The following is a 19,659-nucleotide window of genomic DNA, read 5'->3' as shown; positions in this document are numbered from 1 at the left end:
TTCGGTCTGCTAGAAGGCAGCTTCTGAGACCGAATCAAAAGGGGCTTTCCGATGCGCGCCGCAGCATTTATCCGTTTCATTGCAACTGCCGGCTCCTTCGCCATTGCAGCACTTGCCGCCGGCTGCCAGTCGGCCAGCCCGCCAGCACCTGCGCAGAGCACGGCGGCGTTGCCGACCATGGAACGCGTCGCGCTCGGCGCCAACGCCTGCTGGTTCAAGTCTGGCGACGCAGCCTTCAAGCCATATCGCCTGGCTCCGGAACTCAACTCCTTCTCCGGACGCCCGCGCATCCTACTGGTCAAGCGTAACTCACCCGAATCACGCCCGCTCGCCGTCGTCCAGGCGGAAGGACACCCTGCCCGGCTTCAAGCCTTCGGACCGCTGTTCAATGAAGCGGTTGGAGCGAGAATGGCAACGGATGTAAAGCGCTGGGCCGCGGGCGACACCGGTTGCCGATAACACAACCTTCGCCGGCGCCGGGCGCGGTGCCTAACTCTAGCAGCTCTTCTTTTTAAGGATTTTGCTCGACGATCCGGCTCGAACGGTGTCGGCTGTGTTTTCGCACGTTTCCAACCCGAAATGCCGTTCTCACATATGTCACGAAATTGTGTTACGTCCCTCATAAGCGTAGACCGGCTGGGTCAGTGTTGTCATTCTTCGTGGCCCAACGGTCATCAAAGGCCAACGGTCATCAAAGGGCATAGTCATGAGCGTTACGATTTATCACAATAGCCGCTGCACCACGTCCCGGGCGGTGCTCGAGATGATCCGCGAATCCGGTATCGAGCCCATTATCATCGACTACATGAAGACGCCGCCGACCCACGAGCAGATGCTGGCCCTTCTCCTGGAAATGGACCTGTCACCGCGCGCAATGTTGCGGATGAAAGAGAGCTCTTACCAGTCACTAGAGCTTAACGATGTGAGCAAGACGGACCGCCAGATCCTGGATGCCATGCTGGCCCACCCTGAACTGATCGAACGGCCGATCGTCGTCAGCGAAAAGGGCGTGGCCATCTGCCGGCCGAAGACGAAGGTTCTCGAACTCCTGTAGCCGGCAGGCCCGTCATTTCCAGAACGGTTGCGAGGCTTCGCCCTTCGCCTCCGCCGGTGTCACGCCGATATCGGCAAGCTGGTCATCCGTCAGTTCGGCGAGGGCAAGGCGGCTGAGCCGCTTTTCCTCCCGCTCCACAATCCATGAGATTGCCCGCCCGAAAAAGTATTTTGCCCGTGGCACCACGCCAACGGGCGCACGAATTGTATTTGTCTCCAACGAGCAAATTGCATCGTCTGCAGTACAAATTGTACCCATTGCCACTACTCCGCTGATTGTCACGGTTACTTTTGGATTGCATTGTCATAATTGACACAGAAATTGATGCAATGTAGAAATTGTTACCATGACAACTTGGATGCCAGACCCCGGCCTTGGCCAAGGCCCCCTTTACGCACGTATTGCCGACCAGATCGAGCAGGCGATTACCGGTGGCGTGCTGCCATCCGGAACGAAATTGCCACCGCAGCGCAATCTCGCCTTTGATATCGGCGTGACAATCGGCACAATTGGTCGCGCCTATCACCTGGTACGGGAACGCGGGCTCGTGAGCGGCGAGGTTGGCCGCGGTACTTATGTGCTCGACAATGCGAACATGCGGCCGGCCGAACAGGCCGATCCGATGACCGCGGCACTTGCCGGCACGCGGCCGATCAAGGCGCCTCCGGGCAAGCTCCGCTTCGACAGCACGGCGGCGCCGGATATCGGCCAGGGGAAATCGCTCGAAAAGCTGCTGATCGACATCAGCCGCGAACACCCCGCCGACATCGCCAGCTACGCTCGCGATTTTCCGGCGCACTGGTTCGAGGCGGGAAGCCGGTGGCTTGCCAAAGGAGCGTTCAAGCCGCAGCCCGATCGCATCGTCCCGACCCTCGGCGCCCATGCCGGCGCCGTCGCCGTCATTGCGGCTGTCACCGCTCCAGGCGACAAGATCGCCTTCGAAAACATCACCTATTCGCAGATCAGCCGTAGCGCCGGCCTGATCGGCCGGCGCACGATCCTTCTGCGCACCGACGACTACGGCCTCGACCCGGAAGACTTTGAGCGCGTCTGCGCCCAGCAGCACCCGAAACTCGCCTTTCTGATGCCGACCGCACAGAACCCGACGGTTGTGACATTGTCCCTGGAGCGCCGGCAGGCGATTGCCGATATTGCCCGCCGCTATGGCGTCTGGCTGCTGGAGGACGATCTCTACGGCGCGATGACCGGCGATATGACGCCGCTTCTCGCCGAACTTGCGCCGGAACGGACATTTCTGGTCGGCGGCCTGTCGAAATCGGTTGCGGCCGGCGTGCGCGGCGGCTGGGTCGCCTGCCCTGCCCATTTCAGCCAGCGTATCCGCATTGCCCACAAGATGGTGAGTGGCGGCATGCCATTTCTGCTCGCCGAGCTCTGCGCACGCCTGGTGCTGAGCGGTGAAGCTGCGATCCTGCGCGCGCGAAGCATCGATGAGATCCGCGCGCGCGAGCAGATGGCGCGCGAGATATTTTCGGGCATCGAGTTCAACTCGCACCCGCACGTGCCGTTTCTGTGGTTGAAACTGTCCGAGCCATGGCTCTCCGGCACTTTCAAGCACGCAGCGTTTGAGGAGGGCGTGCTGGTTGACGACGAGGACGAGTTCAAGGCAGGGCGGACCGACAGCGTCTTTCATCGGGTGCGGATCGGCTTTTCCTCGCCTGCCGACCGCAGCGAGGTGCGGCGCGGTTTCCTTACCCTTCGCCGGCTGCTTGACAGCGGCCGCACCGGTTACGACAGCTTCGCCTGATCGAACCGCCGCCCCGTCGGCAAAAAGCACGCGATCTCCTGTGCTTTTCCGGCATTTTCCTGTCGCATCCCGCAAGAGCATCGGCTAAAGAAACGCCGACGCGATCTCTTTGTTTTGACGCATTCCTTCAGGAAGACGGTGTCCTTGCCGTCCGGGATGCTCCAACGGACCGAATGGACCACGATGACCATTTCCAATACCCGCCCCATCACGCCCGACCTCATTGCCTCGCACGGCCTGAAGCGGGATGAGTATCAGCGCATCCTGGACCTGATCGGCCGTGAGCCGACCTTCACGGAACTCGGCATCTTCTCGGCGATGTGGAACGAGCACTGCTCCTACAAGTCCTCGAAGAAATGGCTGCGCACTCTGCCAACCACCGGTCCGCGCGTCATCCAGGGCCCCGGTGAGAATGCCGGCGTCGTCGATATCGATGATGGCGATTGCGTCGTCTTCAAGATGGAAAGCCACAACCACCCGTCCTACATCGAGCCCTATCAGGGTGCGGCGACCGGTGTGGGCGGCATCCTGCGCGACGTCTTCACCATGGGCGCACGGCCGATCGCGGCGATGAACGCCCTGCGCTTCGGCGCGCCTGACCATCCGAAGACCCGCCATCTGGTGTCCGGCGTCGTTGCCGGCGTCGGCGGCTACGGCAATTCCTTCGGCGTGCCGACGGTTGGCGGCGAGGTTGAGTTCGACGCGCGCTACAACGGCAATATCCTCGTCAACGCCTTTGCCGCAGGCCTTGCCAAGTCCGACGCGATCTTCCTGTCGGAAGCCAAGGGTGTCGGCCTGCCGGTCGTTTATCTCGGTGCCAAGACCGGCCGCGACGGCGTCGGCGGCGCGACCATGGCGTCGGCCGAGTTCGACGAATCGATCGAGGAGAAGCGTCCGACCGTCCAGGTCGGCGACCCCTTCACCGAAAAATGCCTGCTCGAAGCCTGCCTCGAACTGATGAAGACCGGTGCTGTCATCGCGATCCAGGACATGGGGGCTGCCGGCCTCACCTGCTCCGCCGTCGAAATGGGCGCCAAAGGCGACCTCGGCATCGAATTGCAGCTCGATCAGGTGCCCGTGCGCGAAGAGCGAATGACGGCCTATGAGATGATGCTGTCGGAAAGCCAGGAGCGCATGCTCATGGTGCTGGAACCGGCCAAGGAGGAAATCGCCAAGGCGATCTTCGTCAAGTGGGGCCTGGATTTCGCCATCGTCGGCAAGACCACCGACGACCTGCGTTTCCGCGTCATCCATCAGGGCGAGGAAGTAGCCAACCTGCCGATCAAGGAACTCGGCGACCAGGCGCCGGAATATGACCGCCCCTGGACGCCGGCAAAGGCGCCTGCGCCGCTGGCGGCCAACGATATCCCGCAGGCCGATGTCGCCGACGCCGTCCTGTCTCTCGTTGGCTCCGCCAACAACTCGTCGCGCCGCTGGGTTTACGAACAATACGACACGCTGATCCAGGGCAATTCGCTGCAACTGCCGGGCGGTGACGCCGGCGTCGTGCGCGTCGAAGGTCATCCGACCAAGGCGCTGGCCTTCTCCTCCGACGTGACGCCGCGTTATGTCGAGGCCGATCCGTTCGAAGGCGGCAAGCAGGCCGTAGCCGAGTGCTGGCGCAACATCACCGCGACCGGCGCCTTGCCGCTGGCGGCCACCGACAACCTCAATTTCGGCAATCCGGAACGCCCGGAAATCATGAGCCAGCTCGTCCATGCCATCAAGGGCATCGGCGAAGCCTGCCGTGCACTCGAATTCCCGATCGTATCCGGCAACGTCTCGCTCTACAACGAGACGAATGGCCAGGGCATTCTGCCGACCCCGACCATCGGCGGCGTCGGCCTGCTCGGCGACTGGTCGCAGATGGCGCGCATCCGCTTTGCGGCCGAAGGTGATGATATCCTCCTCGTCGGCGCGCCGGAAGGCCTCGGAACGCATCTCGGCCAGTCCGTCTACCTGCGCGATATTCACGGCCGCACCGATGGTCCTGCGCCGCATGTCGATCTCGCCCATGAGCGCAAGACCGGCGACTTCGTCCGCGGGCTGATCACCGACGGCCTGACGACCGCCGTGCATGATTGCTCTTCCGGCGGCCTTGCGCTGGCGATTGCCGAAATGGCGATGGCATCGGGCATCGGTGCAAAGGTTTCGACGGCAGCGGACCGCGATCCGATCCCCGTCTTCTTCGGAGAAGACCAGGGACGCTACGTCGTGACGGTAAAGCCGGAGCATGCAGATGTTGTCGCCGAGCGGGCAAAAGCCGCGGGCGTGTCCGCGCCCGTGCTTGGAGCGACTGGCGGCACCGAAGTCGTGCTCGGCTCGGCCAAGCCGCTTGCAGTCGTGCAATTGCGATCGGAACATGAATCCTGGTTCCCGGATTTCATGGAAGGCAGCCTGCCGGAATCAAACTGAAACGGCTTTGATGCCGGCCGGGTTTGTCCGCTGTGCAGGCCATCGATATAGCAGCGTGACTTGCCACGGTCGTCTCGCGTAAGGAAGATTGCTGAAACAAAGGCGACAGCGGTCTTTCCGAGGCCTATCCGAAACCTATCTGCTGATCCAAAAGGATCACACGGACACAGGGGAACGCATGAGCGGAGGTGAAGTGCACTGGTATGCCTGGTTGAACAGATTGCGGCGCTCTTGGCGGTATCACCTGGCTTATCGGCTGGCGCGGCCGCAGGCGCCGAAGCACCCTACCCCTTTCCGTGGCCCGGCGCTGATTGTGGGTTCAGCGCCGGTTTCCAATTTACCAGACGGATTTGACAGCCGATTTGCCGTTATTTGCGTAAACGGCTCCCAGGTTGTGACAGCGGGCTGGGGCATAGACGCGCCAGACGTCACCTTCCTGCAATTCAACCAGGTGGAAGGCAAGGGTGAGCGCGCTGCCGCCGTGCGTCGCGCACTTTCCGGAAAACACTGTGGCATGCTCTACGTGCTTCGCTGGCCGAAGAGCGAAGCACGATTGCGCGAAGGTCTCCGTGCGTTTGACTACGGCTTCAAGGAATTGCGGCTCATCAGCCAGTATCATCGCACCCGGCTGGCCGAAGCGGTGCTCGGACGCATCATTCCCGAAAGTGACAATGAATCGAAATTTTCCAATGGTATAACGTCGATTCTGTACGCCATCCACAATGGCGCGACCGCCGTCATCATGACAGGGATCGATCCGTCATCGACCGGTCATGTCTACAACGACCTCAAAATGCAGAGGCTGCATGCCGATACCGACGTAAAAATATTGATGGAACTGTTGGAACGCGGTTTTCGCCTCTATACAAGTGATCCTCATGTGGCAGAATCGACGGGATTGCCACTGTGGAGCAAGCAAGAATTGAGGGAGTAGCGTATGCCGATGACACCGGGCGATATTGAAGACATGATCAAATCCGGTATCCCGGGCGCCAAGGTGACAATCCGGGATTTGGCCGGAGACGGCGATCATTATGCCGCTGAGGTCGTGGCAGAAGCCTTCCGCGGCAAGAGCCGCGTTCAGCAGCACCAGATGGTCTACAATGCGCTGAAGGGAAATATGGGCGGCGTTTTGCACGCGCTCGCCCTTCAGACATCTGCGCCGGAGTGAGGCTTTATGGCCGGACTGATGAATGAACTGGTCAGTGACGTCGTCGAGAATGTTCTGAAGGAAATTCTCAAGAAGACCGGCGGTCGCACGGCGACAAAACGCCAGAAGCGACAGGCGCGGTCTGCCACCGGCCGGTTCAAGAAAGCGACGGCGAAAAGAGCCGTAAAGCCCGCGAAAAAGCAGGTGAGCCGACGCCGGACGGCCGCATCGCGGCGCAGGACGCGATGATTTCGCCGGCGGCATGTCGCCGCCGGGCAAGCCATCAATTTTTGTTGGGATCGGGTGATGAAAATCACCGGCCTGCATGCTATCTAGAATGGATCGACACCCCCGGCCCTTGAAGCTGGAGCAGGAAGGACTACGACATATGAGCGGAATCAACGAATTCATCGACAACGAAGTAAAGAGCAACGACGTCGTCCTTTTCATGAAGGGCACGCCGCAATTCCCCCAGTGTGGGTTCTCGGGCCAAGTGGTCCAGATGCTCGACTATATCGGCGTCGACTATAAGGGCATCAACGTGCTTGCTGATGCCGATCTTCGCCAGGGCATCAAGGATTATTCCAACTGGCCGACCATTCCGCAGCTCTACATCAAGGGCGAATTCATCGGCGGCTGTGACATCGTGCGCGAAATGTTCCAGGCTGGCGAACTCCAGTCGCATTTCGAAGAAGCCGGCGTCGCCGTCAAGGGCGCAGCCTGAATCTGACTTCAAGTTACAGGGCACCGTAAAAGGCGGGTCACCGCCTTTTTTGATTCCTGCGAATTGTGAAGGCTACCTAATGTTGCGCGACCTTTAACAGTCGAAGTCAATATGAAGCGGCTGTCACAAGATAGTCGCGAAACAAGGCGTAAGCACGCGCAGACAGACGTTCGGCACAGAATTCCGAACAAGTGTCGGCATCACGCCAACCAGCTCATTGTTTTAAAGCGCTCGGAGCCTCGCTTTCGACCAGATATGGGATTACCGGCTTCAGCATTTTCATCCGCGCCTGTTTCCTGCTGGAACCTATTCGTTTTCAGCTCAGGCGCCGGCACCTCTGCCCAGGAATATTCCGATGACCGTTACCACCGAAGAACCGGGCCTGCAGGCTTTGTCGAAACCACAATTCGTTGCGCTGATGGCCATGCTAATGGCAATCAACGCGATCTCGATCGATATCATGTTGCCGGGCCTGCAGGAGATCGGCGCCAGCCTCGGCGTCGCCGATGAGAACACGCGCCAATATATCATTACCGCCTATCTGCTCGGCATGGGCTGCGCGCAACTGTTCTTCGGTCCGCTTTCCGACCGGTTCGGCCGCAAGTTGCCGCTTCTCGGCGGTCTCGGCGTCTATGCACTTTGCGCGCTTGCCATCGTCTTCGTGCCGTCCTTCGCCGGGCTTCTGGCGCTGCGCTTCATGCAGGGTATTGGTGCAGCCGCGACGCGGGTCATCACTATTTCGATCGTTCGCGACGTTTATGGCGGGCGGATGATGGCCGAGGTCATGTCGCTGGTCATGATGGTCTTTATGATCGTGCCGGTCATTGCACCAAGCGTCGGTCAGTTGATCATGATCTTTGCCGAATGGCACATGATCTTCGTGGTCATCTGCGCATTTGCGGCTCTGGTGGCGACGCTGGTCGCCCTGCGGCTGCCCGAGACGCTCGCAGTCGAACATCGCCGCCCATTCACAGTCGCATCCATCGTCGACGCATTCCGCATTGTCCTGACCAACCGCGTCTCGCTCTGCTATTCGCTGGCCGCGTCCTTCATCTTCGGTTCGCTGTTCGGCTTCATCAATTCCGCACAGCAGATCCTGGTCGGCATCTACCGGCTTGGGCACTGGTTCCCGCTGGTCTTTGCAGGTTTCGCCGGCATGATGGCCGTCGCCTCCTTCACCAATTCGCGGCTCGTCAAGCGCTACGGCATGCGGCGCCTGTCGCACGGCGCGCTAATCGGCTTTGCGCTCGCCAGTTTCGCCTGGGCCATGGCCTCGTTGCTCGGCGTGCTGCCTCTCTGGCTTTTCGTGCTGCTCTATGGCGCAGCCATGTTTCAATTCGGCCTGATCGGTCCGAATTTCAACGCGATGGCGATGGAGCCGCTCGGGCACGTCGCCGGAACGGCATCTTCCGTGCTCGGTTTCACCCAGACGATCGGCGGCGCGACCATCGGCGCACTGATCGGACAGGCGTTCGACGGCACCGTCACGCCGCTTGCCATCGGTTTCCTGACGGTCTCCGTCATTGGCCTGATCTTCGTGCTTGTCGCCGAAAAAGGCAGGCTTTTCAGCCCACATAATCCGTCCATTTAATCACTGTCTCCCCCCAAGACATCCATAGGCCCCTCCATGTCCGCCACCACGACCGCTGAACACATCGAAAATATCGGCTCCTCCCGGATAGGCCTCGGCTTCTTCGAATTCGTCATCACCATCGCGCTCATGACCGCGAGCGTCGCGATCGCCATCGACATCATGCTGCCGGCCCTGCCCGCCATCGGCCAGTCGCTCCGCGTTGCCAACACCAACGACACGCAGCTGATCATCGGCGTCTTCTTCCTTGGCTTCGGCTGCTCGCAGATCATTTTCGGCAGCCTGTCAGACACCTTCGGGCGCCGCGCGATCCTGCTCGGCGGTCTCGCCTTCTTCACCTTGACGATGTTCGGTGCGGCGGCGACAGAGAGTTTCGAAATGCTGCTCCTGCTGCGGTTCGTGCAGGGGATCGGTGCTGCAGCGGTTCGCATCACCACCATGGCGGTGGTGCGCGACTGTTTCGGCGGCCGCGAAATGGCGCGTGTCATGTCCTATGTGATGATCGTCTTCATGATCGTGCCGATCGTTGCCCCTTCACTCGGCCAGGCCGTGATCTATTACGCGAACTGGCACTGGATCTTCATTCTGCTCGGCTGCGTCGGCGCCATCCTTTTCGTCTGGGCAGGTTTGCGCCTGAGGGAATCCCTACCGCATGAAGAGCGCCTGCCCCTTTCTGTGGCTTCCGTCGGCGCCGGCTTCCGCACTGTTCTCACCAACCGCACCACCTGCGGTTACATGATCGGCATGACCCTGTTCACTGCCGTCATCTGCGCCTACGTTGTCACGGTCCAGCAGATCTTCGGCGAAGTCTACGGCCTCGGCGATTGGCTGCCGATTGCCTTTGCCGGAACCGCCGGAGGCATAGCCCTCGCCAACTTCGCCAATGGCTATTTCGTCCGCAGCTTCGGCATGCGGCGTATCTCGCATGCGGCGATGATCCTGTTCACGCTGCTCGCCGGCGTCGGGCTGGTGATTTCGCTCGGCGGCAAGCCGGACTTCCGGCTTACCTACCTGCTCTTCTCCGTTCTCTTGATGATGTTCGCTGTCATTGCAACCAACTTCACAGCGATCAGCCTGGAGCCCATGGGGCATCTGGCAGGTACGGCAACGGCGATCACCGGTTTCGTTTCGACCACCGGCGGCGCGCTGATCGGCGGCGCGGTCGGGCAGATGTTCAACGGCACGGTGCAGCCGCTGTTTGCGGGGTTCACCGCTTTCGGAGCGGTGACGATCCTCGCAGCACTCTGGGCAGAGAAGGGCAAACTCTTCACGCATCCGAGCGACGATCAGGCTACGCTCGATGCGGGCGGCGGCCATATGTGATCACGCGACACGAAAAAGGCCCGCTCGACTGATGTCAAGCGGGCCTTTTCGTGTGCATTATCTTGCCGCCTCAGACGGTAAAGACCTCACGGCGAAGCGCTTGCCAGCAATCCCTGTCGGAGGCCACCAGAAGGCCGCCATTGACATGATCCGGGCGATAGGGCGAACCGTCGAAACGCGCCGCATAGGCCCCCGCCTCTTCAGCGATCAGCGTTCCGGCAAGGTGATCCCAGGGCATCAGTTTCTGATACATCAGGAAGTGAAAATGTCCGCTGGCGAAGGCGCGGTACTCATGCGCTGCGCAGCGATAGCTCGTGGCGACCCGCACCTTGGCCATGTTGCCCATGACGATGCGCCGGTTTTCCGCCGAATAGAAGCCGGTCGATGCGCAGCCGACGAGGTTTTCCAGCGGCACAGACGGCGCCACGCTCAACCGTTCCTGCGAGCCATCCGCCTTGCAAAGCCAGGCACCAGCCCCCTTTTCGGCGATCACCCAATCATTACCCATCGGGTCATAGATCACGCCGGCAACGGTTTCGCCCTTGGCAACGACAGATGCCATGACGCCGAACAGCGGCATTCCGGCCGCATAGTTGAATGTGCCGTCGATCGGATCGACGATGACAGCCAGACCGGCGCCGGCAAGGCGATCCAGCAGCGCCGGGTCGGCGGCAACCGACTCTTCGCCGATAAACAGCGCGTCGGGCGCAACCTCCGCCATGCGCGCTTTGATCAGGCGCTCCGCCGCTTCGTCGGCCTCGGTCACCAGGTCGATGGCCTCCGATTTCATCCTGACGTCACCAGCGCCGAGATTGCGGAACCTTGGCAGTATCTCCTTGACCGCAGCCTCCTGCAGGATATTGGCGATGGTTGCGATATCGATGGCAGACGTCATGCTTTGGGCTCCGCGAACAGGGATTGGAAATCGAACAGTTTCGGGTCGAGCAGGTGCGACGGATTGACGTGGCCGAGCGCCCTCAGCATCGTGTCCTTGCGGCCAGGCATACGGCGCTCGATATCGGCCAGCATCGCCTTCATGGCATTACGCTCGAGCCCATCCTGCGAGCCGCAGAGATCGCATGGGATAATCGGAAACTCCATCGCCGCTGCGAATTTTGTGAGATCATCCTCGGCCGCATAGGCCAGCGGCCTGAGCACCATCAGATCGCCGTCGTCGTTCAACAGCTTGGCCGGCATCGAGGCGAGCCTGCCCCCATGGAAGAAGTTCATGAAGAAGGTCTCGAGGATATCCTCGCGGTGATGGCCGAGCAGCAGCGCGTCGCAGCCTTCCTCGCGCGCAATCCGGTAGAGATTGCCGCGGCGCAGGCGCGAACAGAGCGCGCAATAGGTGCCGCCCGCCGGCACCTTCTCCTTCACGATCGAATAGGTATCGCGATATTCGATCCGGTGCTTGACGCCGATCGAGGTCAGGTAATCCGGCAGCACATGCTTGGGGAAATTCGGCTGGCCCTGGTCGAGGTTGCAGGCGACCAGTTCGACAGGCAGCAGGCCGCGCCATTGCAGGTCCATCAAGAGCGCCAGCAGGCCGTAGCTGTCCTTGCCGCCGGAGACGCCGATCAGCCAGCGCTTCTGGCCCTTCAGCATGCCGAAATCCTCGATCGCCTGGCGCACCTGCCGCAGCAGGCGCTTGCGCAGTTTATTGAAGGAAACCGACGACGGCATCTTGGCAAAGATCGGATGCAGCACGTCATCAAGGGCCTTATCAGAGCCGGATGAAAGCTCTTCCAGGTGGGCTTCAGGCGATGGGGTGGAAATATCCATGACAAAGTCCCGGATTGGAAAACGCGCTGTGGCGCGTGCGTTGTGAACTGCACTTGCCCGGGTAAGCCGGCAAGATCAAGGGAAATGCACGCGGATCGATATGAAACTTCCGTAACGCCTGCTCAGCCGCCGAATACGGACCATCCGGTGCGGCTTGCCAGCATTTCAAGCGCAAGCGAACCAAGCAGCGAGTTGCCGTTGTTGTTGAGGCCGGGCGACCAGACGGCGATGGAGGCCTTGCCGGGCGCCGCGACCAGAATACCGCCGCCGACGCCGCTCTTGCCGGGCAGACCGACACGATAGGCGAAATCGCCCGAGCCGTCGTAGTGCCCGCAGGTCAGCATCAGTGCGTTGATGCGCCTCGCCCTCTGGCGCGAAACGACGGAATGCTGGGTCAGCGGATTGCTGCCGGAGGCGGCAAGGAACAGGCCCGCCTTTGCCAGCTGGACGCAGCTCATCGCCAGGGCGCATTGATGGAAATAGACGCCGAGCACGTGTTCGACCGGATGGTCGAGCTTGCCGAAGGCGCGCATGAAATTGGCGAGCGCGGCGTTGCGATAACCAGTCGCGGCCTCCGATCGCGCGACCTCGTGGTCGATGACAATGTCTTCCTCGTCGGCAAGGTAGCGGACGAAGCGGACGACTTCGCCGATCGCTTCGCGCGGTGTGTGGCCTGCCAGAACAAGGTCGGTAATGGCGATTGCGCCGGCATTGATGAAGGGATTGCGCGGAATCCCGTGCTCATGTTCAAGCTGCACGATGGAGTTGAAGGCGGAACCGGACGGCTCACGGCCGACGCGATTCCAGATGCTCTCGCCATGTTTGCCGAGCGCCAGCGTCAGCATAAAAACCTTGGAGATACTCTGGATCGAGAAGGGAACCTCGGCATCACCGGCCTTGTAGACATGACCGTCGACGGTCACGACGGCCATACCGAAGCGCTTGGGATCGACGTGGGCGAGTTGCGGGATATAGTCGGCAACCTTCCCCTCGCCGAGCCTTGGTATCAGCTCACGATGGATATCATCGACAATCGACTGCAGGTCCAACGGTTCGGTGCCGGGCATCAGTCATTCTCCACATCAGTGCAACAAAAAAGCCACCCATCTCTGAGTGGCTTTTCCGTATCACAAGGCCGAGGCCAGAAGAAATTATCGCGAATAGAATTCGACGACGAGGTTCGGTTCCATGACGACCGGGTACGGAACGTCGGTCAGGCCCGGAACGCGAGCATAGGTGGCAACCATCTTGTGGTGGTCGGCTTCAATGTAGTCCGGAACGTCGCGCTCAGCGAGCGAAACGGCTTCGAGAACCGTAACGAGCTGCTTCGACTTTTCACGGACTTCGATGACGTCGCCGGCCTTGCAGCGGAACGAACCGATGTTGACGCGAACGCCGTTGACCTTGACGTGACCGTGGTTGACGAACTGACGGGCAGCAAAGACCGTCGGAACGAACTTGGCGCGGTAGACGATCGCATCGAGGCGCGATTCGAGCAGGCCGATCAGGTTTTCCGAGGTGTCGCCCTTGCGGCGGTTGGCTTCGTCGTAGATAGCGCGGAACTGCTTCTCGCGGATGTCGCCATAGTAGCCCTTGAGCTTCTGCTTGGCGCGCAGCTGTACGCCGAAGTCGGAAAGCTTGGACTTGCGGCGCTGGCCGTGCTGGCCCGGGCCGTATTCGCGGCGGTTGACCGGCGACTTCGGACGACCCCAGATGTTTTCGCCCATACGGCGGTCAATTTTGTACTTGGACGATTCGCGCTTGCTCATCGCATTTCCCTTCAAATTGTTACACCGGTCTGTTGCCAAACCGGATCAAGGAAACACGCCCTCCTCTGAACCTCGTTTTAGAAGCTCTGACAGGTTTCTCGCGATCACGCTGACGGAGAAGCCACGGGACATGTCGGTTCACGCATATTTCTTTCCGTCCTTGCGGACAAGAAAGGCATATGCGCCACTAAAAGTAACACCGGGCATTTCGGCCCGGCGTTGGGCGGGTCTTTAGGTAAGTTTCACAAATTTGTCAACGACCGACGGAAATAATCCCTCATATCCACCCTATTCCGCAGCGCTACGGCTTCCTGCGTCATCATAAACGGCATCCGCCGCCCCTGGCGCCGTCTCCACCTGCAGATCGGGGAACGCAACGATCCTTTTGCCGGAGAGATCGCTGTGGACGACGATCAGCCCCTGCTCCTCGAAATAGCCGAGCAGGCGCCGCGCGCGGCGGGCGGAATGGGTGCCGTAGGCGCGCGCGATCATCGCATCAGACGGACAAGGCAGACCGCGGACGGCAGATTGCGCGACGAGCAGGAAGACGCCCTGCAGGTCTTCGGTCACCTGCCGCGACAGTTCCAGCGCAGATGCCCAGATCTCGCTCGCGGCCGTATCAGCATCGACGCCTGAACGTGCGACCGCCATCTTGCGGCGGAAAGCGGCAAGCGACAGCGGCGCGCCGGGGACACGGCGGATGCGGCAACGGACCAGGAAATCCTGGAATAGTTCGGCATCGGCGCGGAAGGCGGCTTCGGGGTTTTCGAGGATTTCCGCCAGCAGGCCTTCCAGGAGCGCCTCGCGCTCGGCAGCCGGCATTTCAGGCGCTGGTGCGCGGGGTTCGACGGCAGCGGCAGGCTCCGGCCTTGGGCGTGACAGCTCGGCCAGAATATCCGTGGCGGGCCGCGGCTGGGCGCTCGGGCGGCGAATGATCGGCCGGATCAGTTCCTCCGGGTCCGGGGTGAAGATCAGGTCTTCGATGTCGGCGACCGCTTCCGGCAATGGCGTCAACTTCGGACTGGTGGACCGCGCCGAGGTCTCGACATTGCCAATCGTCACCGGCAGCGGGCGGCGCGACAGGGCCGGACCGAGCGCCACGAAGGAACCGCGCTTCAGATCGCGGAACATTTCGGCGGTGCGCCGATCCATGCCAAGCAGGTCAGCGGCGCGCGCCATGTCGATGTCGAGAAAGGTTCGGCCCATCAGGAAGTTGGAGGCTTCGGCCGCGACGTTCTTGGCAAGCTTTGCCAGCCGCTGGGTCGCGATAACGCCGGCAAGCCCGCGCTTGCGGCCGCGGCACATCAGGTTGGTCATAGCGCCGAGCGAGATTTTCCGCGCCTCCTCCGATACATCGCCGGCAACCGAGGGCGCAAACATCTGTGCCTCGTCGACGACCACCAGGACCGGATACCAGTAGTCGCGGTCGGCATCAAACATTGCATTGAGGAAGATGCCGGCATTGCGCATCTGCTGCTCGATATCGAGGCCCTCGAGCGAGAGGACGCAGGAAACGCGATGCTGGCGGATGCGGGTCGCGATGCCGATCAGTTCAGATTCCGTCCGCTCGCCCTCGATCACGACATGACCGAACTTGTCGGCAAGCGTGACGAAATCACCTTCGGGATCGATGATGCATTGCTGCACCCAGGGCGCCGACTGTTCGAGAAGCCGGCGCAGGAGATGTGATTTCCCGGAGCCTGAATTGCCCTGCACCAAAAGGCGCGTCGCCAGAAGTTCCTCGATATCGAGCGGAACGGATGCGCCATCGGACGCCGTCCCCATGTCGATGCCGACTTTCATATCCACCTCGTTGAAACTGCCATGCCGGATGCGCCGCCACGAACCCGCAAGTAGTGAGCATTAGCATCGTTTCCGCCGCTGCGCGCCCCGACTGCGCCGAAACCCACAGTTTATGAGGGACTTCGTTTACCGTATGGTAAGGCCAAACCCCTGCATCAACCGACGCGTCGTGAAATCCGGTCTGCCGGATGTGAAGATTGCCGGGTCGACGCCGTTCAGCGGCTCGAAGCCATCCGGCAGCGGCACCAGCCGGCGAGCTTGCCGCGCGATCGCCTCTGCCGGATCGAGCCAATCGACCGGCCATGGCGCGAGGCGGCGGAAGACATTGGCCATGAAGGGATAATGCGTGCAGGCGAGCACGACGATATCGGTCTTGCGGCCGTCCTGTTCGACAAAACACTGTTCGATCTCGGCAAGAACCGCCGCATCATCGGTCACCTCGCCGCGGATGTAGGCTTCCGCCATCCGCGCCAGGCTCTCTGACCCGACGAGGCGGACATGGCATTGCGAGGCGAAGGATTGAATGAGATCGCGCGTATAGGCACGCTTGACCGTGCCCGGTGTCGCCAGCACCGAGACCAGCCCCGAGCGGGTGCGTTCCGCCGCCGGTTTGATTGCCGGCACGGTGCCGACGAAACGCATGTCCGGAAAGGCAGCGCGTAGATCCGCCCCCACGAGCGTGAAGGCGGTGTTGCAGGCGATGACGCAGATTTCCGGATCATGCTCGGCCAGCAAATGGCCGAACAGTTCGATGACATGTCCCTTCAGCACTGCCTCCTCCCAGCCGCCATAGGGAAAGCCCGCATCGTCGGCGACATAGATGAAATGTCGCTCCGGCATCAGGACACGCGCCTCACGCAGCACGGTCAGCCCGCCGATGCCGCTATCGAAGACGAGGATGGGTTTCAGTTCAGAGGTCGTCGCCGGCATCGTCTGCCTTTTTCGCGCGCGAGTTTTCCGGTGCTCCGGCGCCGCGCGGCGCCTCGCGGGTGAAGCGATCTAGCGAAGAAATGATGCCTCGCACAAGACGAATTTCAGATTCGGTAAAGGCCGGGCGGGTCAGGACAGCGCGCAGATTTTCCACCAATTTCGGCTTTTTGGCGACCGGGCGAAAATATCCGCGCGCATCGAGCGCTTCCTCGACGTGATCGAACAGGCCCTGCAGATGTTCCTTCGTCGCCGGTTTCTGCGAGAGCGCCTGAAACGACGTTTCCTCCGGTGAGACCATGCTCGTCTTCAGCCACTCGTAAGACATGAGCAGAACCGCTTGTGCCAGATTGAGCGAAGCGAAAGCGGGGTTGACGGGAAAGGTAACGATCTCGTCGGCGAGCGCGATTTCCTCGTTGGTGAGCCCTGTGCGCTCGCGGCCGAAAAGGATACCGGTCGCCTGCCCCGCTGAGAATTTCTGCCTGAGTGTTTCGGCGGCGACAAGCGGAGACCGGACCGGCTTGTAGCCATAGCGATCCCGTGCTGTTGTCGCATAGACGAAATTGAGATCGGCGATTGCCTCTTCCGTCGAAGCATAGAGCTTGGCATTGTCGATGACGTGATCCGCCCGGCTCGCCGCCGACTTCGCCTTCTCGCTCGGCCAGCCGTCGCGCGGATTGACGAGGCGCAGTTCCGCAAGGCCGAAATTGGCCATGGCGCGCGCCACCATGCCGATATTCTCGCCAAGCTGCGGATGCACCAGAATGATCGCCGGGCCTTCCGTCAGTAATTCCCGCTCGCTGTTCGTTCCTGCCATTCCATCGCCTTCCCACAGATTAGGGCGCCTCACTGGCACAATGCGGCGAGAAAATCAAAAAGGATGATGAACAGGGGGCCGCATCAGGGCCGCGCCCGCCGCTCCAGCCACGCCTTCAGCGAAAACCACTTTCCCTCCTCGACGAAGCGCAGCACGTCGTCGATCCGGTACGGCCCCGATCCGTCCTTTTCGAGCAAGAACATCAGGCGGATCGAACGCGCGGCGGCACTATTGCAGGACGGCAGATCCATTGTCACGTCGAGCATGTTGCGCGTGTCGCTGCGGGTTCGGTCCACGATCCCGGTCTTGCCGATGGGACATCTGTTCGCATCGCCCGTCATTGGATCGGTCTCGAACAAGGTCGCATCGCCCCGCTTGCGCGATGCCGTCAGCGCCTTCGCGTAAGCATTGACGAAATCGCCGCTGAAGTCGTTGAGCAATTGGATTTCGGTGAAATAGGGATCATGGCGATCCGGCTCATGCAGCGAATTGACGACGATCCGGTCCACATAGCTGCGCACCAGTTCCTCGCGCCCATCGGCAAAAGCTGGCGTCCACACCGCCAGCATGGCCAATGCGATGCATGCCATCCTCATCCTCATCCAGTGCCCCGCTTTCGCCTCACCGCAACAATAGGCACTTAGCGCGACTCGGCGATAGGCAGCAACAATCCCGACTACTGCGCTCCCGCACCCTGGCTCGCAATGCTCTCTAATTCCGTCTTGAGGGAACCGGCATCGCCCGTCCTTACGATATCGTCGATGACGGCACGGCCGTTTTCCTCGATGACCATGAAATGCAGCTCATTCGGCTTCCAGTCGGCGGTACGTTCGCCAAGGCAATGCGTGTTGTCGAAAGTGACCTTCACGTCGCTTTTGCCATCGGCCGGCGCTCCGGTGGCAACAGAGAGATCCTTGATCGTGCGTCCTGCCCGCTGACAATGACGTCATACTCGAAGGGCGAGTCACCTTCGTCATAGGCCGGAAACTTTGCCGCTTCGCGATAGACCTTGGTAAAATCCTGGCTGTAGATGCGCTGAAGGCGCGCCTCGGAGAAATAGTCCTCGCCCGGCCGCGCATCTTCCGCCCAGCCCTTGACCGCTTCCTGCATGATCTCGTTGACGGGCGCCGCTGGATCGGCCGCCTCAGCCGTCGAGACGGCGCACGAGGCGAGAAGCACCAGCACGAAACGTTTCATTATTATCTCCCGATTCATATCACCGACCGGCGGCCGGCGCCGGATGGTCACGGTCTTAGCCATTTTCACGGCGGCATGCGAGGCCAGTCTTGCGCACTCGCGGCGGCCCATCGCGCCTGCCGATGTAGTAACCGGCTAATACCCGGCCGCAAAGCGGCCATGGCATTGTTTTCCCGCACGCAACACGATGGAGGATGAGATGAGCGGCAAGAAAATTCTGATGATCTGCGGCGACTTTGCCGAAGACTACGAGACCATGGTGCCGTTCCAGGCGCTTCTCGCCGTCGGCCACACCGTCGACGCCATATGCCCCGGCAAGGCGGCCGGCGAGCAGATCGCGACAGCCATCCACGATTTCGAGGGAAACCAGACCTATTCGGAAAAGCGCGGCCATAATTTCACGCTGAATGCGACTTTCGCGGACACCGAGGCCAATACCTACGATGCTCTCGTCATCCCCGGCGGCCGGGCACCGGAATATCTGCGGCTCGACGCGGCCGTGATCGCCATGGTCCGGCATTTCTTCGATGCGGGAAAGCCGGTTGCAGCCATCTGCCATGGCGCACAGCTTCTTGCCGCAGCGGGCGTGCTGAAAGGGCGAACCTGTTCAGCCTATCCGGCATGCCGTTTCGACGTCGAGCTCGCTGGCGGCCGCTACGCCGAAATCCCGGTCGATCAGGCCGTCACCGATGGCAATCTGGTGAGCGCGCCTGCCTGGCCCGCCCATCCCGCCTGGATCGGCCAGTTCCTCAAGGTTCTCGGCACGGAGATCCGTCATAGTCCTTCCCTGACGCGCTCGGCGGCCTGACAGCCCCCGACAGCCCCGAAGCCTCTTGTCAGGCTGCACCAAAGGGCGGACACTCCGGCCACGATGTTGTTCGAAACAGACGAAAGCGTTTTCGGACAACATCGTGGTTGATGGAAAGCCGGAATCCTGGGAGGAATAGATGTGCAGGCTATTCATCGGCGCCGATCCGGCGCTGTGGCAGAGTGTGACCCGCTCGGTGCGGATTGACGGCGTGGCGACCAGCATCCGGCTTGAAAGTTTCTTCTGGTCCGTCCTCGAAGACATTGGCGAACGCGACGGCATGTCGGTCGGCCGCCTGATCGGTCGGCTCTATAGGGAATCGCTCGAGGAAGGACATCCGCCCGAAAACTTCACGTCGTTCCTCCGGGTCTGCTGCGGCCGTTACCTTGCACTGCAACTCGATGGACTTGTGCCGGCCGGCCGCGACGCCCCGATCGCCTCGCTTGACGCGCCCGCTATCCTGGCGCGGGAGAAACGCGGTTATCCAAAGTCTCCCAACCGCTATTTTCCAAGGGCGGCACGGGGACATTAAGC

Annotated in this window: 23 protein-coding genes; 12 read left to right on the top strand and 11 right to left on the bottom strand. The window is 61.1% G+C overall.

What is annotated here, in order from left to right; all coding sequences use genetic code 11:
- The first annotated feature begins 51 nt into the window (after positions 1-51).
- Both ACSQ2Z_RS10610 and arsC read left to right on the top strand, forming a co-directional pair.
- Entirely contained in the window at positions 52-459 is a 408-nt protein-coding gene (locus tag ACSQ2Z_RS10610) for a hypothetical protein (RefSeq protein ID WP_436081169.1), read from the top strand.
- A 247-nt stretch (positions 460-706) separates the two neighbouring features.
- A complete protein-coding gene (gene arsC / locus ACSQ2Z_RS10605; RefSeq protein ID WP_436081168.1) occupies positions 707-1,054 on the top strand; it encodes an arsenate reductase (glutaredoxin) in 348 nt (115 codons plus the stop codon).
- Positions 1,055-1,066: 12 nt separating this feature from the next.
- Here the strand turns inward: arsC and ACSQ2Z_RS10600 are convergent, their stop codons facing one another.
- The gene (locus tag ACSQ2Z_RS10600; RefSeq protein WP_436081167.1) at positions 1,067-1,192 is read right to left on the bottom strand and encodes a DUF1127 domain-containing protein; all 126 of its coding nucleotides are present in this window, start codon (positions 1,190-1,192) and stop codon (positions 1,067-1,069) included.
- A 208-nt stretch (positions 1,193-1,400) separates the two neighbouring features.
- Here ACSQ2Z_RS10600 and ACSQ2Z_RS10595 point away from each other — a divergent pair, with 208 nt between their 5' ends.
- The 8 genes from ACSQ2Z_RS10595 to ACSQ2Z_RS10560 all read left to right on the top strand — a co-directional run bounded on the left by ACSQ2Z_RS10595 (position 1,401) and on the right by ACSQ2Z_RS10560 (position 10,022).
- Positions 1,401-2,819, top strand: a complete 1,419-nt coding sequence (locus ACSQ2Z_RS10595; protein ID WP_436081166.1) for a PLP-dependent aminotransferase family protein — start codon at positions 1,401-1,403, stop codon at positions 2,817-2,819.
- 183 nt (positions 2,820-3,002) lie between these two features.
- On the top strand, positions 3,003-5,234 hold the full coding sequence (purL, locus tag ACSQ2Z_RS10590) for a phosphoribosylformylglycinamidine synthase subunit PurL (protein ID WP_436081165.1): 2,232 nt from the start codon (positions 3,003-3,005) through the stop codon (positions 5,232-5,234).
- A 178-nt stretch (positions 5,235-5,412) separates the two neighbouring features.
- The gene (locus tag ACSQ2Z_RS10585; RefSeq protein WP_436081164.1) at positions 5,413-6,168 is read left to right on the top strand and encodes a membrane-anchored protein; all 756 of its coding nucleotides are present in this window, start codon (positions 5,413-5,415) and stop codon (positions 6,166-6,168) included.
- Between the two features lie 3 nt (positions 6,169-6,171).
- The gene (locus tag ACSQ2Z_RS10580; protein WP_018324712.1) at positions 6,172-6,405 is read left to right on the top strand and encodes a BolA family protein; all 234 of its coding nucleotides are present in this window, start codon (positions 6,172-6,174) and stop codon (positions 6,403-6,405) included.
- Between the two features lie 6 nt (positions 6,406-6,411).
- A complete protein-coding gene (locus tag ACSQ2Z_RS10575; protein ID WP_436081163.1) occupies positions 6,412-6,633 on the top strand; it encodes a hypothetical protein in 222 nt (73 codons plus the stop codon).
- 139 nt (positions 6,634-6,772) lie between these two features.
- Positions 6,773-7,108 carry a Grx4 family monothiol glutaredoxin gene (gene grxD / locus ACSQ2Z_RS10570; protein ID WP_436081162.1) on the top strand — a complete coding sequence of 112 codons (336 nt, stop codon included), beginning with the start codon at positions 6,773-6,775 and terminating at the stop codon, positions 7,106-7,108.
- A gap of 355 nt (positions 7,109-7,463) precedes the next feature.
- A complete protein-coding gene (locus tag ACSQ2Z_RS10565) occupies positions 7,464-8,699 on the top strand; it encodes a multidrug effflux MFS transporter (RefSeq protein ID WP_436081161.1) in 1,236 nt (411 codons plus the stop codon).
- Positions 8,700-8,735: 36 nt separating this feature from the next.
- Positions 8,736-10,022: a multidrug effflux MFS transporter gene (locus ACSQ2Z_RS10560; RefSeq protein WP_436081160.1), complete on the top strand. Its 1,287-nt coding sequence runs from the start codon at positions 8,736-8,738 to the stop codon at positions 10,020-10,022.
- Positions 10,023-10,092: 70 nt separating this feature from the next.
- Here the strand turns inward: ACSQ2Z_RS10560 and ACSQ2Z_RS10555 are convergent, their stop codons facing one another.
- From ACSQ2Z_RS10555 to ACSQ2Z_RS10510, 10 genes are all read right to left on the bottom strand, one after another.
- The gene (locus tag ACSQ2Z_RS10555) at positions 10,093-10,917 is read right to left on the bottom strand and encodes an inositol monophosphatase family protein (protein ID WP_436081159.1); all 825 of its coding nucleotides are present in this window, start codon (positions 10,915-10,917) and stop codon (positions 10,093-10,095) included.
- Positions 10,914-11,804: a tRNA 2-thiocytidine(32) synthetase TtcA gene (gene ttcA / locus ACSQ2Z_RS10550; protein ID WP_436081158.1), complete on the bottom strand. Its 891-nt coding sequence runs from the start codon at positions 11,802-11,804 to the stop codon at positions 10,914-10,916. Before ttcA ends, ACSQ2Z_RS10555 begins: the two co-directional genes overlap by 4 nt.
- Positions 11,805-11,926: 122 nt before the next feature.
- Complete coding sequence (locus tag ACSQ2Z_RS10545) at positions 11,927-12,871, bottom strand: glutaminase (RefSeq protein WP_436081157.1); 945 nt, start codon at positions 12,869-12,871, stop codon at positions 11,927-11,929.
- 84 nt (positions 12,872-12,955) lie between these two features.
- Complete coding sequence (gene rpsD / locus ACSQ2Z_RS10540) at positions 12,956-13,573, bottom strand: 30S ribosomal protein S4 (RefSeq protein WP_436081156.1); 618 nt, start codon at positions 13,571-13,573, stop codon at positions 12,956-12,958.
- Positions 13,574-13,861: 288 nt separating this feature from the next.
- Complete coding sequence (locus ACSQ2Z_RS10535) at positions 13,862-15,376, bottom strand: helicase HerA domain-containing protein (protein ID WP_436081155.1); 1,515 nt, start codon at positions 15,374-15,376, stop codon at positions 13,862-13,864.
- A 126-nt stretch (positions 15,377-15,502) separates the two neighbouring features.
- Positions 15,503-16,306 carry a glutamate racemase gene (murI, locus tag ACSQ2Z_RS10530; protein ID WP_436081154.1) on the bottom strand — a complete coding sequence of 268 codons (804 nt, stop codon included), beginning with the start codon at positions 16,304-16,306 and terminating at the stop codon, positions 15,503-15,505.
- Complete coding sequence (locus ACSQ2Z_RS10525) at positions 16,287-17,120, bottom strand: RNA methyltransferase (RefSeq protein ID WP_436081153.1); 834 nt, start codon at positions 17,118-17,120, stop codon at positions 16,287-16,289. Before ACSQ2Z_RS10525 ends, murI begins: the two co-directional genes overlap by 20 nt.
- Positions 17,121-17,203: 83 nt before the next feature.
- Positions 17,204-17,710, bottom strand: coding sequence for a hypothetical protein (locus ACSQ2Z_RS10520; RefSeq protein ID WP_436081152.1), 507 nt, complete (start codon positions 17,708-17,710; stop codon positions 17,204-17,206).
- An 86-nt stretch (positions 17,711-17,796) separates the two neighbouring features.
- The gene (locus ACSQ2Z_RS10515) at positions 17,797-17,988 is read right to left on the bottom strand and encodes a hypothetical protein (protein ID WP_436081151.1); all 192 of its coding nucleotides are present in this window, start codon (positions 17,986-17,988) and stop codon (positions 17,797-17,799) included.
- Positions 17,985-18,317, bottom strand: coding sequence for a hypothetical protein (locus ACSQ2Z_RS10510; protein ID WP_436081150.1), 333 nt, complete (start codon positions 18,315-18,317; stop codon positions 17,985-17,987). Before ACSQ2Z_RS10510 ends, ACSQ2Z_RS10515 begins: the two co-directional genes overlap by 4 nt.
- Positions 18,318-18,516: 199 nt before the next feature.
- On the opposite strand from ACSQ2Z_RS10510, the gene ACSQ2Z_RS10505 reads away from it, so the two are divergent.
- Complete coding sequence (locus ACSQ2Z_RS10505; protein WP_436081149.1) at positions 18,517-19,125, top strand: DJ-1/PfpI family protein; 609 nt, start codon at positions 18,517-18,519, stop codon at positions 19,123-19,125.
- A gap of 139 nt (positions 19,126-19,264) precedes the next feature.
- A complete protein-coding gene (locus ACSQ2Z_RS10500) occupies positions 19,265-19,657 on the top strand; it encodes a ribbon-helix-helix domain-containing protein (RefSeq protein ID WP_436081148.1) in 393 nt (130 codons plus the stop codon).
- Positions 19,658-19,659: the final 2 nt, after the last annotated feature.

This window comes from Pararhizobium sp. LjRoot235, assembly GCF_964254145.1.
Lineage (GTDB): Bacteria > Pseudomonadota > Alphaproteobacteria > Rhizobiales > Rhizobiaceae > Pararhizobium.
Note: the sequence above shows the minus strand (reverse complement) of the source record. Positions and strands in the feature narration are given on the sequence as shown.